We start from the raw sequence: 15,087 nt of genomic DNA on the forward strand, positions 1-15,087 counted from the left end.
GGGCGGCGGGCCGGGGCCTGCCGCCCCTATTTCATCCGCGACGATGCGTGTCGGATGGGCGGTGCGCTCAATAGCGGGTGCCGCGCGGCGGTGGCGGCTTGCTGTCGCTGACCAGACGGAAGCGGGCGCGGCGCTCCTCGGGCGTGGCGTTTTCGGGCAGGGGCTCGGCGCGGGGCGGCGCCGCTTTCCAGGGCGCTGGCGCGTCGGCGAAGCCGGTGCGCGAGGGCGAGGGCTCCAGCACCTTGGCGCCGGGGATCACCGGGAATTCCTGGTCCGCGACCAGATCGAAGCGGCGCGGGCTTTCGCCCACCGCGCCTTCGCAGATCAGGCAGCCCAGAGCTCGGGTCACGTCGCCCAGGTCCGAGCGCAGCGGCAAGAGCAGCATCCGCCCCGCCATCGCCGGCCGGCCGTAGGACGCGGGCGAATCCAGCGTCATCTCGGCGATCTGCGGGCCGCGGAACACGCTTTCCAGCACATCCGACAGCCGCCCGCGCGAACTGGTGTTCAGGAAGGCGCAAAGCGGCATGCCGCGCACCTCCATGCCCATCAGGTCGATCAGATGCCGGCCGGCAAGGCGGAAACGCGCCGCGCCCGGCGCGATGCGCTCCAGGATGAAGGCATAGTCCAGCGCCCTGCGGATGCCGCGCGGCTCGACATCCCCGCGCGAGGGGATGGCGCGGCCCTGCCGCAGCCCTTCCCAATAGCCGCGCAATTCGCCGAGGATGCGCTCGACCTGCACCGGCTCGTAATCCGCCAGGCGCAGCAGCTTTCCCCTGCCGCCGGCGCCTTGCGGCATGTCCCGTTCCGACCCCGGATCCCCATCCTGCCCGTGATCCTGCATGATCTGCCCCGGCCTATCTGTTCACTCGTAAATCAAACCCTTGCCCGAAATCTAAACCTTTCGTTCATCATTTCCGAGCGAATTTTCCGCCAATGGTTAAAATAGCCGACGCGCGCCTCGGCCGGCGGCGCGGGACTTGACCCCGGCCCCGGGCGGGGCCATTCAGGCGGCGCGGAAAACCTGGGGGAAGGCATGGGCTTGGGGCGCAACGGAGTTCTGGTGATCCTGTCCTCGCCCTCGGGGGCGGGCAAGTCGACGCTGGCGCGGCGGCTGATGGACTGGGACCCGGAGCTGCGCTTTTCCGTCTCGGCCACCACCCGCAGGCCGCGCCCGGGCGAAATCGAGGGTCAGCACTACTATTTCCGCAGCCCCGAGCAGTTCCGGGCCATGGTCCAAGGCGGCGAGATGCTGGAACATGCCGAGGTCTTCGGCAATTTCTACGGCACCCCGCGCGCCCCGGTCGAGGCGGCGATGCTGGCCGGGCGCGACACGCTTTTCGACGTGGACTGGCAGGGCGGCCAGCAGATCCGGGCGTCGAGCCTGGGCAAGCATGTCGTCTCGATCTTCGTGCTGCCGCCCAGCCTGGTCGAGCTGGAGCGCCGGCTGATCTCTCGCGGGCAGGACGCCGCCGAGGTGATCGCGGCGCGGATGGAAAAAAGCCGTGCGGAAATCAGCCATTGGGCGGAATATGACTATGTGCTCGTCAATGACGACCTGGACCGCAGCGCCGAGACGCTGATCGCCATCCTGACGGCCGAGCGGCAGCGCCGTGACCGGCAGGTGGGCCTGGGTCCTTTCGTTCGCGCCCTGATGGAGGAGGAAAGCGCATGATCTGGGAACTGGACGGCATCGTGCCGAAGCTGGAGGGCGACGCCTGGGTGGCGCCCTCGGCGCAGCTGATGGGCAAGGTGGTGCTGGAGCCCGGCGCCAGCGTCTGGTTCGGCGCCGTGCTGCGCGGCGACAACGAGGAGATCCGCGTCGGCCGGAACTCGAACGTGCAGGACCTGACGGTCTGCCATACCGACATCGGCTATCCGCTGACCATCGGCGCGAATTGCACCATCGGCCACCGCGCCATCCTGCACGGCTGCACCATCGAGGACGGGGTGCTGGTCGGCATGGGCGCCACGATCATGAACGGCGCCCGCATCGGGGCCGGCTCGCTGATCGGCGCGGGCGCGCTGGTCGCCGAGGGCAAGGTGATCCCGCCCGGCTCGCTGGTCATGGGCGCGCCGGGCAAGATCGTGCGCGAACTCGACGACATCGCCCGGGCGCAGCTGCTGAAATCGGCCGAGGGCTACAAGCGCAATGCCGCCCGATTCCGCAAGGGGCTGACCCGGGCCTTCCAAGGATGATCGAGGCCCGGCTGCATGCGCTTCTGCGCGGTGTGCCGGTGCCGATGCTGGTGGCGGATGCGCAGTCCCGCATCATCGGCGCCAACGAGCCGGCCGAGGCGCTGCTGGGCCCGGTCCCCGGCGGCCGGCCCTTCGTCACCGTGCTGCGCCAGCCCGAGGTGAACGCGGCGCTGGACGCGGTGCTGGCCGGCCGGCAGGACCGCGCGCGGCTGAGCCTGACGCTGGGCGCGGCCGAGCGGCGGGTGTTCTGCGAGGTCACGGTGACGGCGCTGGATGCGCCCGGGCTGCGCGGCGCGACGGTGGCGATCGAGGACCGCTCGCGCGACGAGGAGACCGAGCAGATGCGCCGCGATTTCGTCGCCAACGTCAGCCATGAGCTGCGCACGCCGCTGACCGCGCTGATGGGCTTCATCGAGACCCTGCGCGGCCCGGCCCGCAACGACCCGGCCGCCCGGTCCCGCTTTCTGGACATCATGGAGCGCGAGGCCGGGCGGATGAACCGGCTGGTCGCGGACCTGCTGTCGCTGAGCCGGGTCGAGCAGGACGAACGCCGCCGCCCGGCCCAGGCCGTCGATCTGGGCGGGCTTCTGCGCGGGGTGGTGGCGACGCTGACTCCGGCGGCGGCTGCGGCCGGGGTGCGGCTGGAACTGGCCGGCACCGGGACCACCGCCGCCGTCCCGGGCGATGCCGATCAGCTGGTGCAGGTGTTTCACAACCTGATCGAGAATGCGCTGAAATACGGTGCCGGGGGCAGCGTGGTCACGGTCACCCTCGCGCATCTGGCGCATGAGCCGGTGCTGCGCGGTCCGGCTTGGTCGGTCTCGGTGGCCGACCGCGGCGAGGGGATCGATCCGCAGCATCTGCCGCGGCTGACCGAGCGCTTCTATCGCGTCGATACCCACCGTTCGCGCGAGCAGGGGGGAACGGGGCTGGGGCTGGCCATCGTCAAACATATCGTGAACCGCCACCGCGGCCGGCTGCGCATCGAAAGCACCCGCGGGCAGGGCAGCCGCTTCACCGTCATCCTGCCGGAAAAGATCGGGCGTATCTGAGGTCTGGCGCCGATCTGCCGGAAGAATAGGCAGGTTTACCGGATGTAAGGGATTTCCGTGTTCATTGAAGTTTCTCGACATGATATGAGGACCGAACATGATCCGATTCCCTTTGCGCGCCGGCCGGTCAGGATCATGCCGGCATCGACAGCACATTTGCGTCCATCAGCGGTCGCGCGTTCAAGATTGAACTGTTCCGTGGTCGCGGTATTTCGGCGCTCTTCGCTGGCTCCGCGGTCAAGGCGCTTGCCTGCGACCTGACGGAGGCAATGACACCACCTAGGCAGCCAAGTCGGCCCATCACCGATCCGAAGCTGTCGAGTCCCTGTCAGACAAGGACGCGAAGGCCCCTCGGCTTCCTTCTGGATCTCGGCCAGCTTTGCGGCGAATTCCTCGCCGTTAATGTCGCCGCGTTCGAATTGACCGGTAAGATTTCGCATTTCATCGGCCGCGCTCCGAAGCGTTGCAGGATCGTCCGTAACCTTGAGCGGCGGATCGAAAGCATCATCGCGCAGGAGGAAGCGTCAGCCGTCAAGGCAAGGCTTCTGCTGTCCATCCCCGGGATCGGTCCGGTTTCTGCGGCCATGCTGATCGCGGAACTGCCGGAGCTCGGGCGGATGACATCCGGCGAAGCTGCGGCCATGACCGGTCTAGCACCCATCCCTCACGACAGCGGGATACGGCGTGGGAAGCGAGCAATCGCAGGGGCCGGCGCGCACTGAGGCGTGTCCTCTTCCAGGCATCACTGGCTGCAGCGTGTCACAATCCTGTCCTGAAAGTGCCTAAAAATGCCAGGCAAGCCCCACAGACTGGTCATCGTCGCCATCGCGCGCAGACTGATCACAATCGCAAATGCAATCCTCAAAACCGGCGCCCCATGGCATGCTCGGCCGCGTCGATAGACACAGTTGCTAGAGACCGTCTGCGATGACACAAGAGGCCGCGAAGCGTGCGGTCCAGTTTCTCTGGGCATCGCCTGGACATTCATTGAGGTCCGCATCGCCCGCGGCGCAGCAAAGCTGCGCGCTGAAGATGTCGTCCTTGAGGCCGCTGCCATCGCGGATGACGGCCGCATCCTGGAACGGCCGATGGGCATGTCCCTCTGACCGCCGCGGTCAAGGCCGGCGCGGATCACGCGCTTGTTTTGCGCGGCTCAGACCGTATCGAGATAGAGCTCGACGGTTTCGTCGTCGGACAGTTCGGCCATGTAATGCAGCTCCTGGCGCTTGGTCATCACGAAATTCTCGATCAGATGCGCCGGGAAGATACGCTTGATCTGCGGGCAGGCGGAAAAGGCGTCGATGGCGGCGCCCCAGGTCGCCGGCAGTTGCGCCAGGCCCTGCTCATAGGCGTTGCCCTGGATCGGCGGCGGCGGCTCCAGCCGGTCCTCGATGCCGTTCAGCGCCGCGCCCAGCACCGCCGCGACGCTGAGATAGGGGTTCACGTCGCCGCCGGCCACGCGATGCTCGATCCGCCGCGCCTTGGGACCCGAGGCCGGGATGCGGATCGCCGAGGTGCGGTTCTCATAGGCCCAGCCGATGCCGGTGGGCGCGTGGGCATTGGGCACCAGCCTGTCATAGCTGTTTTCATGCGGCGCAAAGACCAGGGTCGAGCCGGGCATGGCGGCGAGGCAGCCGGCGACGGCATGGCGCAGGATGTCCGAACCGGCGTCGGTGCCGTCGTCGAAGACGTTGCGGCCCTGCGCGTCCAGCACCGAGAAATGCATATGCATGCCCGAGCCGTTCCAGGCCTCGTAGGGCTTGGCCATGAAGGAACCGGCAAAGCCGTATTGCCGCGCCAGCCCCTTGACCAGCAGCTTGAAGAGCCAGGCGTCGTCCGCGGCCTTCAGCGGGTCGGGTTGGTGCATCAGGTTGATCTCGAACTGCCCGGGGGCGGCTTCGGAAATCGCAGTGTCGGCGGGAATGTCCATCGCTTCGCAGGCGTCGTAGAGCGAGGTGAAGAAGCGGTCGAAGGCATCGAGCGCGCGCAGCGACAGGGTCTCCGCGCCGGTGCGGCGCTTGCCGGAACGCGGGCTGGGCGGCACGCGCAGCTGGCCGCCGGAATCGTCGATCAGGAAGAATTCCAGTTCCGTCGCCACCACCGGGGTCAGGCCGGCGGCCTTGTAGCGATCCACGACGCGGGCCAGCGCCTGGCGCGGGTCGCCGTCATAGGGGGTGCCGTCGGTGTGGAACATCCAGAGCGGCAAGAGGCCGGTCGGCGCCTCGAGCCAGGGCATGGGCATGAAGCCGCGCTCGGTCGGCAGCAGCAGCCCGTCCGGGTCGCCGGCCTGAAAGACCAGCGGGCTGTCCTCGACATCCTCGCCCCAGATGTCCATGTTCAGGACCGAGAACGGGAATTTCGTGCCCTCGGTCAGGATCTTGTCGGCAAAGCGGGCGGGCATCCGCTTGCCGCGCGGCTGGCCGTTCAGGTCGGCCGCGGCCACGCGGATGGTCTTGACTTCGGGATGCTCGCGCAGCCACTCCATGGATCACCTGATGAGATTGGGCCGGTAGCGCAGCCGTTTGGCCGCGCCCGGCAGATGGCGGTTCAGCCGCCGGTTGACGACCCCGAAAAGCCCGATCAGGCACAGGGTCAGGAGGATGAAATAGCCCGCGACGATGGGATAGGCCACGAAGGGGTTGAAGGTCTTGTCGGCGAAATAACTGGCGTAATACAGCGCGTCGCCCTGTTGCCGCACCGCCGGGAAGCCCGAGAAGAACACCAGCGTCGTGGCATGGACCAGGAAGATCGCCTCGTTGGTATAGGCGGGCCACGCGAGGCGCATGGCGGTCGGCCAGACGATCCGGCGATAGCGGCGCCAGCCGGTCATGCCATAGGCATCGGCGGCCTCGAGCTCGCCCTTGGGGATATTGCGCAGCGCGCCGTAGAAGATCTCGGCCGAATAGGCGGCGGTGTTCAGCATCAGGACCAGCAGCGCCCCGGCCCAGGCGCGGGTCGTCCAGCTGGTCTGCACGGTGAGGCCCAGGATTTCGATGCCGGCGCGCGGCAGCTGCACAAGTGCCTCGTAGGCGACGAAGAACTGGATGAACAGCGGGCTGCCGCGGAAGACGAAGACGAAGCCCTCGGCCGGCTTCCTGAGCCAGGGGTTGCGGCTGGTCTTGGCCACCGCCAGCGCATTGGCCAGGAAGAAGCCGAAGAACAGCGCCAACGCGCCGAAATAGATGTTCCAGATCAGGCCCGAGCCGATCAGCACCACCTGTTCGCACAGCGTGAAATCGCCGCGCGGCAGCAGCTTCTCGCCGATGCCGATCGCGCGCAGGGCATAGTCCTGGAAGGTCTGCAGGCATTGGCTCATGTCGCGGCCTTTCGCATCGCCTCGCCGGCGGCGGTGGCCTGGCCGCGCGACAGCCGCGTGCGCAGGCGGTCGAAGATCCGCTCGGATACCCAGGTCATCAGCAGGTAGAAGACCAGGATGGCGAGGAAATAATAGATGCGCCAGTCGGGATGCGGATAGGCATAGGCGCTGGTCTTGGATCCGCCCAGCTCGCGCGCCCAATAGACGATGTCCTCGACGCCCAGGATGAAGAGCAGCGGCGTGGCCTTGACCAGGATCATCCACAGATTGCCGAGGCCGGGCAGGGCATAGGTCCACATCTGCGGGATCAGGATACGCCGGCTGACCTGCCCGGACGACATGCCGTAGGCCTCGGCCGTTTCCAGCTGCGCCTTGGGCACGGCGTCCATCGCTCCGCGAAGGACATTGGCGGCGAAGGCGCCGAAGACGATGGAAAAGGCGACCACGGCCAGGAATACGCCGTAAAGCTGGTGCACCCAGTCGGGCGCGGTCGACAGCGGCAGCTTGGCCGCGGCGCAGACCACGAATTCGTTGCCCTGCCGGATCGGCAGCGAGGGGTCGCACCACATCTTGGCGCGCAGCCATTCGAAACCCTGGTCCAGCGCGATGGGCACGAACAGGAAGAAGATGATGTCGGGCACGCCGCGCACCATCGAGGTATAGATCTTGCCGAACCAGCGCAGCGGCGCGATGCGCGACCGCGCGGCCAGGGCGCCGCCGAAACCGAAAAGCAGCGCGATGGGCGCGGTGACCGCCAGAAGCGCCAGCACGGTACCGAAGGACAGGTAGAACAGCAGATGCTTGCCCGAGCTGAGATAGCACAGCAGCCAGGCAAGGCCTTCCAGCGTTTTCGGATCGGCGCAGGACGCGAACATGGATCACCTCGGGCGCCGCCCGGACCCGTGGGACCGGACGGCAGAGCGGTTGCGGCCGATCAGAAGATCAGCGCCTCGGGGCCATACCATTTCTGGATCATGGCGTTCAGGCTGCCGTCGGCCTTCATCGATTCGATGGCCTTGTCGAACTTGCCCTTCAGCTCGGTATCCGACTTGCGCATCCCGATGGCGATGCCTTCGCCGACCACGACCTTGTCCTGGCCCTCGACCCAGACCAGGTCGCCGTTCGATTCGTTGACATAGGGGGCCAGGAAGTCCCGGTCGGCAAAGACCGCGTCGGCCTCGCCGTTGCGGACGGCGGCGATGGTTTCCTCGCCGGTCGGGAACTCCAGCAGCGTGGCGGCGCTCTCGGCGATATAGCCGGCCTGGATGGTGCTGGTCTGGGCGGCGACCGTCCCTTCGATATCCGCATCGGCGCTGGTCGCGGCATAGGCCGACAGCGGCGGCGGCAGGTATTCCTCGCTGAACTGGATCGCCTTCTTGCGCTCTTCCGAGATGTTCATGCCGGCCATGATCGCGTCGTAGTTCGAGCTGACCAGGTTCGGGATGATCGAATCCCAGTCGTTCTTGACGAAGGTGCATTGCAGCTCGGCCCGCTTGCACAGCTCGTTGCCCAGCTCGATCTCGAACCCGTCGAGCTGGCCCTTGTCGTTGACGAAGTTGAAGGGCGGATAGGCGCCCTCGGTGCCGATGCGCACGGTTTGCGCCATGCCCATTCCCGCCGTCAGGGCCAGGGCGGCGGCGGCAAGCATGATCTTCTTCATTTGGCTTCTCCTGTTGGTCTTTTTGTCATTCGGCCATGGTGGCGCTGAGAAACTGCCGCAGCCGGTCCGAGCGCGGCGCGCCGAAAAGCCGCGCCGGCGGGCCTTCCTCCTCGATCAGGCCCTGATGGAGGAAGACGACGTGGTCGCTGACATCCGCCGCCAGCCGCATGTCGTGGGTGACCAGCAGCATGGTGCGATGCTCGGCGGCCAGATCCTTGATGACCTTGACCACCTCCTGCTGCAATTCGGGGTCCAGCGCGCTGGTCGGCTCGTCCAGAAGCAGCGCCTTGGGTTCCATGCAGAGCGCGCGGGCGATGGCGGCGCGCTGCTGCTGGCCGCCGGACAGCTGGGCCGGCCAGGCGTCGGCCTTGTCGCCGATGCCGACCTTGGCCAGCAGCGCGCGGGCGCGGGCCTCGACCTCGGCCGGGTTGCGGCGCAGCACCTGGACCGGGGCCTCCATGACGTTTTGGAGGATGGTCAGGTGCGACCACAGATTGAACTGCTGGAACACCATCGACAGGTTGGTGCGCAGCCGCGTGACCTGGGCGCGGTCGGCGGGCACACGCTCCATGCCGGCGCCGCGCCAGCGCACGGCCTCGCCCTCGAACAGGATGTCGCCCTGCTGGCTGTCTTCCAGCAGGTTGCAGCAGCGCAGCAGCGTGGACTTGCCCGACCCCGACGAGCCGATCAGGCTGACGACATGGCCGCGCGGCGCGGTCAGGCTGACGCCGCGCAGCACCTGCAACGCGCCATAGGCCTTGTGCAGCCCGCGGATTTCGATCACGGGCGTACGGGCGCTTTCGGCCGCGGCAGAGACAGTCGGGTCGGCTTCGTTCATGCCGATATCAGGCGATATTTGCCGGGCGATTGCAACGCTTTCCTCACTGGCTTTCCGGTCAGGTCGCCATGGCGGCGGCCGGCATCGCCGGGGCGCGGAAAACGGGCAGATGGCGGGGCGGGCGCATCAGGAATCGGGCTGTCCCAGCGCCGTCAGCGCGCCTTGCCGGGCCAGCGCCGAATCGCGGTCGCTGACGCCCAGAAGCCCGGCCACCAGCCGGACCAGCGATTCCTCGTCCGGGCTGCGGCGGCCGTCGGCATAGGCCACCTCCCACATGGCGGCGACGATGTCGTGGCGGTCGGCCAGTTCGATCCGGTCCTTGATGATGCGGGTGAAGCGCACGGTGTCTGGGGCCTCGGCCTCGATCATCTCGGCCGCGGCGCGATGCTCGGCCGCCTCGGCGGCGGCCAGGCCGTTGCGCCGGGCCAGGATCTGGTCGATGCGCCGCTTCTCGGCGGGGCCGTAGCGGTCGTCGGCCCGCGCCAGCCGCACCAGCAGCGCGGCCACCGCGACTTCGGCGTCATGGCCGTCCAGGCGCGCGTCCGGACCGCCGTCGGCGAAAAGTCTGCTCAAAAGATTTCGGAACATACGGGGATAATAGGTCATTTTCCAGAAGCGACAATATGGTTCGGGGATGAAAGTCAGGCGTCTTCCCGGCCCCCGAGGATGGCGAGATCCGCCAGCGCGCAGGGCCGGCGCAGCACAAGCGCCGCCCGGTATGCGGGGCTGTCGCAGCAGGCGCGGGCGGCGGCCATGTCGGGAAACCCGATCACCGCCGCGCGGGGGCGCAGCGCGCCTTCGACCACCTGCCGGTGGCCGCCGCGCACCAGGAAGCGCGCGCCGCATTTCGCGAAGGCGCCGGCGCTCGCGCGCCGATAGGCCCCGTAGGCGGCAGGGTCATCGACCGTGAATAGGCTTTCGGCATCGCGCACCTCTTGCGTGGCATGGCCGCGATCATGCGCGGTCCCGCGCCATCCGCAAGTGGGAACGCGTTCAGTAACGCTGCGGAACGTAGAGTTCGGGCGGCAGCACCTCGCGTTCGTAGTCCGGGTTGAAGACCCGGTCGGGCAGGTGGACCTCTTCATGCGGCACGTCGCCATAGGGCACCTGGTCCAGAAGATGCGCCATGCAGTTCAGCCGCGCCCGCTTCTTGTCGTTGCCGGGCACGATGTACCAGGGCGCCTCGGGGATGTTGGTGCGCTCGAACATCTCCTCCTTGGCCTTGGTGTAATCCTCCCAGCGGACGCGGGATTGCAGGTCCATCGGCGACAGCTTCCACTGTTTCAGCGGGTCGTGGATGCGCATCAGGAAGCGCATCTGCTGTTCCTCGTCGGTGATCGAGAACCAGTATTTCACCAGCCGGATCCCCGAGCGCAGCAGCATCCGCTCGAACTCGGGAACGTCGTCGAAGAATTGCTGCACCTGTTCCTCGGTGGCAAAGCCCATGACCCGCTCGACCCCGGCGCGGTTGTACCAGCTGCGGTCGAAGAGCACGATCTCGCCCCCCGCCGGCAGGTGCGGCACGTAGCGCTGGAAATACCATTGCGTCTTTTCGCGGTCCGAGGGGGCGGGCAGGGCGACGACGCGGGCCACGCGCGGGTTCAGCCGCTGGGTGATGCGCTTGATGGCGCCGCCCTTGCCGGCGCTGTCGCGGCCCTCGAACAGGACCACGACCTTTTCCTTGTGATAGGCCACCCAGTCCTGCAGCCGGATCAGTTCGGCCTGCAGCCGCAGCAATTCGCGGAAATAGTCGGCGCGCGGCATCTGGTCGGGATGGGTATCGCGATAGATGCGCGCGATTTCCTGCGACAGCACCGCGTCTTCCAGCTCGATCTCGTAATCCTCGTCCAGCGTGTCCTGAAGCTCGGCTTCCAGCCAGTCCTTGGGCGTTTCGTCCTGCATTGCGGTCTCCTGCTGTCTGCTGCGCGGTTTAGCCGCGAAATGTGACAATGCGGTGTCGCTTTCAGAACAGGCCGGCGCAGGCGCGGATGATGCCGAAGGCGAAGCCGCCGCCGCTGGCATCGGCCACGGTGCCGCACCAGCGGCCGTCGCTGGAAAACAGGCTCTTGCTGCCCCTGGGACGATAGGCGACCCGCTTGCCGGTCAGGGTGAAGAGGTTCAGCGTGCCGGCGCCGTTCGGGGCGTAATAGCCGACCGCAGAACCGTCGGCGGTGAAGATCACCCGCTTTTCGTTCTGGGTGTTGCGCGGGGAATTGGCGAAGCTGGTCCCGCTGTTGGCCGGGCTCGCCGCGGAATTCGCCGCGGCATAGGGCGAATTCGACGGGCGGGCGGGCTGGTTCTGCGGTGCGCCGGGACCCAGGTCGAAGGGCAGCCTGGTCTGGTCCAGCAGGAACAGCGGCGCATCCGCCAGGGCGGGCGTGGCGGCGAAGGTCAGGATCAGAGCAAGGAGTTTGTGGATCAGGCGCATGGTCGGCTCCGTCTGCTGCGCCGATTGTGCGACAGGGACGGACGGAAGGACAGGGGGGATGCGTGTGACGTTGCCGGCCAGCGGGAATGTCGCCTGAGCCGATGGCTGCCGGTCGCGGTCGGTCAGGAGGATGACAGCAGGATCACCCCGGCGATCAGCACCCCGCATCCGGCCAGCCGCCATGGGCCCACCGCCTCGCGCAGGATCAGCATTCCCATCAGCGCGCCCACCATCATCGACATTTCGCGCATCGGGGCCACCAGGCTCAGCGGTGCGCCCCCCGTCAGGGCCGCCAGCACGAGGATGTAGGACAGCGGTTGCAGCACGCCCACGCCGATGGCGGTGCGCCAATGGCCCCGCATCGCCGCGATGGCGCGGCGGCGGTCCGACAGCACCACCGGCAGCAGCAGGAAGACGCGCAGCAGGTTGGTGAACCAGTCCAGCATCACCGGCGCGATGCCAAGCGCCTTGACCGCATAGGCATCGACCACCGTATAGCTGGCGATCAGCCCGCCGGTCGTCACGCCCCAGCGGACGCCGGCCTGTCCTCCCGGCCGGGTGAAGGCGGCCAGCTTGCCCTGGGTGGCGATCAGCAGGATGCCGGCGACGACCAGCGCCAGGCCAAGCAGGCCCATGCCGGTCGGCGTCTCGCCCAGGATCAGGAAGGCCCCTATCGAGGAGAGCATCGGCCCGGTTCCCCGCGCCACCGGATAGACCACCGACAGGTCGGCCACCCGATAGCCGTGTTGCAGGCACAGGCTGTAGCCCAGGTGGATCAGCCCGCTGAGCAGGACGAAGCCCAGCTCGACCCGGCCCCAGCCCATGCCGCCCTGCGCCAGTAACCAGACCACCCAGGGCGCATAGGCGATGCAGGCGACGATGCTGTAGGCCAGGACGAAGGCCGGTCCGGCCGAGGCGGCGCGCTTGGCCAGCAGGTTCCAGCTGGCATGGATGAAAGATGCGAGAACGACGAGAAGAGCCGAGGCAAGCGTCATGGAGACCCCCTTATGCGCCGGGACGGCGCGGTTGATCTCGACGTCTCCTCCCCTGGGCTTTTGTCCCTTGGGTGCAGCCGGGAACGCCCCGGTCTCTGCAACGCTCGGTCCTGCGGCGGATCGCCCGGAACCCTAGTTGCCACTCGGTCGATGTCGCGATCCTAATCGGTATTGGACAGCGGCCTCAAGGGCTGACCGTCCGCTTTGCCCCCGCATGGAGGCCCCGCGCGTCCCTTTCTCCTTAAACCAGCCGCTCGTTATCCATCGCGGCGCGGACGAAGCCCGCGAACAGCGGCGCCGGCTCGAAGGGTTTCGATTTCAACTCGGGATGCGACTGCACGCCGATGAACCAGGGGTGGTCGCCGTATTCCACCACCTCGGGCAGCCGGCCGTCCGGCGACATGCCCGAAAAGGTCAGGCCCGCCGATTCCAGCTGGTCGCGGAATTTCGCGTCGACCTCGTAGCGGTGGCGGTGGCGGTCCTCGATCTCCAGCGCGCCGCCATAGACCTCGGAGATCTTCGAGCCCGGCGCCAGCACGGCGGTATAGGCGCCCAGCCGCATGGTGCCACCCTTGTCGTCCGTCACCTTGCGGCTCACGGTGTAATTGCCCTGCACCCATTCCTTGAGGTGATAGACCACCGGGGTGAAGCGGGTCTTGCCGGCCTCGTGGTCGAACTCCTCCGAGCCGGCGTCGGGCATGTCGGCAAGGTTTCTCGCCGCCTCGATCACCGCCATCTGCATGCCCAGGCAGATGCCCAGATAGGGCACCTTCTTTTCGCGCGCGTAGCGGGCGGCGGTGACCATGCCCTCGGTGCCGCGCTCGCCGAAGCCGCCGGGGACGATGATGCCGTTATAGCCGTCCAGCAGATGCGCGCCTTCGCCTTCCAGCTTCTCGCTGTCGACCCAGTCGGCCTTGACGCGGACGCGATTGGCCATGCCGCCATGGGTCAGCGCCTCGGCGATGGATTTGTAGGCGTCCTCAAGCTGGGTGTATTTGCCGACGATGGCGATCCTGACCTGGCCCTCGGCATGGTTCAGCCGGTCCATCACATCTTCCCAGCGCGACATGTCGGGTCGCGGCGCCGGGCTGATCTGGAAGGCATCCAGCACCGCCTGGTCCAGGCCGGCGCGGTGATAGGCCAGCGGCGCCTCGTAGATCGACTTCAGGTCATAGGCCGGGATCACCGCATCGGGGCGGACGTTGCAGAACAGCGCGATCTTGGCGCGTTCCTTTTCCGGGATCGGCTGCTCGCTGCGGCAGACCAGCACGTCGGGCTGCAACCCGATGGAACGCAGCTCCTTGACGCTGTGCTGCGTCGGCTTGGTCTTGAGCTCGCCCGAGGCGGCCAGATAAGGCAGCAGCGTCAGGTGCATGAAGATGCAGCGCCCGCGCGGGCGGTCCTGGGCGAATTGCCGGATCGCCTCGAAGAAGGGCAGGCCCTCTATGTCGCCGACGGTGCCGCCGATCTCGCAGAGCATGAAATCGACCTCGTCCTCGCCCACGGCCAGGAAGTCCTTGATCTCGTTGGTGACGTGGGGAATGACCTGGATGGTCTTGCCCAGATAGGCGCCGCGCCGCTCTTTCTCCAGCACGTTGGAATAGATCCGGCCCGAGGAGACGCTGTCGGTCTTGCGCGCCGAAACCCCGGTGAAGCGCTCGTAGTGGCCCAGGTCCAGGTCGGTCTCGGCGCCGTCGTCGGTGACGAAGACCTCGCCATGCTCGAACGGGCTCATCGTGCCCGGATCGACGTTCAGATAGGGATCCAGCTTGCGCAGCCGGACGGTATAGCCCCGCGCCTGCAGCAAGGCCCCCAGCGCGGCCGAGGCGAGCCCCTTGCCCAGCGAAGACACCACGCCGCCGGTGATGAAGATATAGCGCGCCATCGGAAGACCCCCGTGAGTCGATCAAATAGGAAATCGCGGCCCGAATCTGGCCGGCATCACGGGACCCGAGATATATCCGATTTGCCCCGCAGCCGCAACGGACCGCTATTTGTTGTAAGGGGCGCCGAACGCGCCCCAAGCTCTTGTATCAGTTGGCAGCCGGCGCCGTCGCGGGCTCGGTTGCGGCCGGGGCTTCCGCCGCCGGCGGGGTTACCGGCTGGCTGGCGGGCGCACTGTCCTGCGTCCCGGCCGGGGCGGGCGCTTGCGAAGCCGGCGCGGGCGGCGTGGCCGGCTGGCCGGCACCGGGCAGCACGGGCTGGCCCGCGCCGGGCGGCGGGGCATAATCGCCGATGCCCGGCAGGCTGGGCGCCGGAGCCTGTTCCGTGGCGCCGCCCAGGTTCAGCTGATCGACGATCGAGCCGCTCGAGGAATTGCGCGCCGCGATGATGGTAAGCGCCATCGAGGTGATGAGAAAGCCGATGGCGAAGATCCAGGTCGCCCGGGACAGCGCGTTCGCCGCCTGCCGGCCGGTCATGACGCCGCCTCCGCCGCCGCCGCTGCCCATGCCCAGGCCGCCGCCTTCGGACCGCTGCAGCAGCACCACGCCGATCAGCAGCACGGCAAGGATCAGATGCACGGTCAGGATGATGTTTTCCACCACGGGGCCTTTCATTCAACGACGCGCCTATCTAGTCACCAAGCTGGGAATTGGCAAGC

Annotated in this window: 18 protein-coding genes; 5 read left to right on the forward strand and 13 right to left on the reverse strand. The window is 67.5% G+C overall.

The genetic code is table 11. The features are described 5' to 3' along the window. Nucleotides 1-67: 67 nt before the first annotated feature. A complete protein-coding gene (locus JCM7685_RS07465; RefSeq protein ID WP_100526053.1) occupies nucleotides 68-796 on the reverse strand; it encodes a PAS domain-containing protein in 729 nt (242 codons plus the stop codon). A 243-nt stretch (nucleotides 797-1,039) separates the two neighbouring features. On the opposite strand from JCM7685_RS07465, the gene gmk reads away from it, so the two are divergent. The 5 genes from gmk to JCM7685_RS07490 all read left to right on the forward strand — a co-directional run bounded on the left by gmk (nucleotide 1,040) and on the right by JCM7685_RS07490 (nucleotide 4,354). Then, nucleotides 1,040-1,672: a guanylate kinase gene (gene gmk, locus JCM7685_RS07470; protein WP_074966284.1), complete on the forward strand. Its 633-nt coding sequence runs from the start codon at nucleotides 1,040-1,042 to the stop codon at nucleotides 1,670-1,672. After that, nucleotides 1,669-2,196 (forward strand): gamma carbonic anhydrase family protein, encoded by a 528-nt coding sequence (locus JCM7685_RS07475; protein WP_074966174.1) that lies wholly within the window; start codon nucleotides 1,669-1,671, stop codon nucleotides 2,194-2,196. The genes gmk and JCM7685_RS07475 overlap by 4 nt, the downstream gene beginning before the upstream one ends. Further along, entirely contained in the window at nucleotides 2,193-3,248 is a 1,056-nt protein-coding gene (locus tag JCM7685_RS07480) for an ATP-binding protein (protein WP_074966175.1), read from the forward strand. Before JCM7685_RS07475 ends, JCM7685_RS07480 begins: the two co-directional genes overlap by 4 nt. Nucleotides 3,249-3,517: 269 nt before the next feature. Next, nucleotides 3,518-3,970 (forward strand): transposase, encoded by a 453-nt coding sequence (locus tag JCM7685_RS20005; RefSeq protein WP_197701071.1) that lies wholly within the window; start codon nucleotides 3,518-3,520, stop codon nucleotides 3,968-3,970. Nucleotides 3,971-4,156: 186 nt separating this feature from the next. After that, nucleotides 4,157-4,354: a hypothetical protein gene (locus tag JCM7685_RS07490; RefSeq protein WP_100526055.1), complete on the forward strand. Its 198-nt coding sequence runs from the start codon at nucleotides 4,157-4,159 to the stop codon at nucleotides 4,352-4,354. 47 nt (nucleotides 4,355-4,401) lie between these two features. Here the strand turns inward: JCM7685_RS07490 and JCM7685_RS07495 are convergent, their stop codons facing one another. The 12 genes from JCM7685_RS07495 to secG all read right to left on the reverse strand — a co-directional run bounded on the left by JCM7685_RS07495 (nucleotide 4,402) and on the right by secG (nucleotide 15,043). Then, on the reverse strand, nucleotides 4,402-5,733 hold the full coding sequence (locus JCM7685_RS07495; protein WP_074966176.1) for a glutamine synthetase family protein: 1,332 nt from the start codon (nucleotides 5,731-5,733) through the stop codon (nucleotides 4,402-4,404). A gap of 3 nt (nucleotides 5,734-5,736) precedes the next feature. After that, nucleotides 5,737-6,564 carry an ABC transporter permease gene (locus tag JCM7685_RS07500; RefSeq protein ID WP_074966177.1) on the reverse strand — a complete coding sequence of 276 codons (828 nt, stop codon included), beginning with the start codon at nucleotides 6,562-6,564 and terminating at the stop codon, nucleotides 5,737-5,739. After that, nucleotides 6,561-7,439: an ABC transporter permease gene (locus tag JCM7685_RS07505; protein ID WP_074966178.1), complete on the reverse strand. Its 879-nt coding sequence runs from the start codon at nucleotides 7,437-7,439 to the stop codon at nucleotides 6,561-6,563. The genes JCM7685_RS07500 and JCM7685_RS07505 overlap by 4 nt, the downstream gene beginning before the upstream one ends. Before the next feature lie 59 nt (nucleotides 7,440-7,498). Then, a complete protein-coding gene (locus JCM7685_RS07510; RefSeq protein WP_074966179.1) occupies nucleotides 7,499-8,224 on the reverse strand; it encodes a transporter substrate-binding domain-containing protein in 726 nt (241 codons plus the stop codon). A 25-nt stretch (nucleotides 8,225-8,249) separates the two neighbouring features. Then, on the reverse strand, nucleotides 8,250-9,062 hold the full coding sequence (locus tag JCM7685_RS07515) for an ABC transporter ATP-binding protein (RefSeq protein WP_074966180.1): 813 nt from the start codon (nucleotides 9,060-9,062) through the stop codon (nucleotides 8,250-8,252). Between the two features lie 126 nt (nucleotides 9,063-9,188). Beyond that, entirely contained in the window at nucleotides 9,189-9,650 is a 462-nt protein-coding gene (locus JCM7685_RS07520) for a tellurite resistance TerB family protein (RefSeq protein ID WP_074966181.1), read from the reverse strand. 53 nt (nucleotides 9,651-9,703) lie between these two features. After that, nucleotides 9,704-9,994, reverse strand: coding sequence for a DUF1330 domain-containing protein (locus JCM7685_RS07525; RefSeq protein ID WP_074966182.1), 291 nt, complete (start codon nucleotides 9,992-9,994; stop codon nucleotides 9,704-9,706). A 61-nt stretch (nucleotides 9,995-10,055) separates the two neighbouring features. Further along, nucleotides 10,056-10,964 (reverse strand): polyphosphate kinase 2, encoded by a 909-nt coding sequence (ppk2, locus tag JCM7685_RS07530; RefSeq protein ID WP_074966183.1) that lies wholly within the window; start codon nucleotides 10,962-10,964, stop codon nucleotides 10,056-10,058. A 61-nt stretch (nucleotides 10,965-11,025) separates the two neighbouring features. Continuing rightward, nucleotides 11,026-11,490, reverse strand: coding sequence for a hypothetical protein (locus JCM7685_RS07535; RefSeq protein ID WP_074966184.1), 465 nt, complete (start codon nucleotides 11,488-11,490; stop codon nucleotides 11,026-11,028). A gap of 122 nt (nucleotides 11,491-11,612) precedes the next feature. Continuing rightward, entirely contained in the window at nucleotides 11,613-12,485 is an 873-nt protein-coding gene (locus tag JCM7685_RS07540) for a DMT family transporter (protein WP_074966185.1), read from the reverse strand. 241 nt (nucleotides 12,486-12,726) lie between these two features. Further along, nucleotides 12,727-14,370 (reverse strand): CTP synthase, encoded by a 1,644-nt coding sequence (locus JCM7685_RS07545; protein ID WP_074966186.1) that lies wholly within the window; start codon nucleotides 14,368-14,370, stop codon nucleotides 12,727-12,729. Between the two features lie 148 nt (nucleotides 14,371-14,518). Beyond that, nucleotides 14,519-15,043 carry a preprotein translocase subunit SecG gene (gene secG / locus JCM7685_RS07550; protein ID WP_074966187.1) on the reverse strand — a complete coding sequence of 175 codons (525 nt, stop codon included), beginning with the start codon at nucleotides 15,041-15,043 and terminating at the stop codon, nucleotides 14,519-14,521. Nucleotides 15,044-15,087: the final 44 nt, after the last annotated feature.

This window comes from Paracoccus aminovorans, from assembly GCF_900005615.1.
Classification (GTDB): domain Bacteria; phylum Pseudomonadota; class Alphaproteobacteria; order Rhodobacterales; family Rhodobacteraceae; genus Paracoccus; species Paracoccus aminovorans.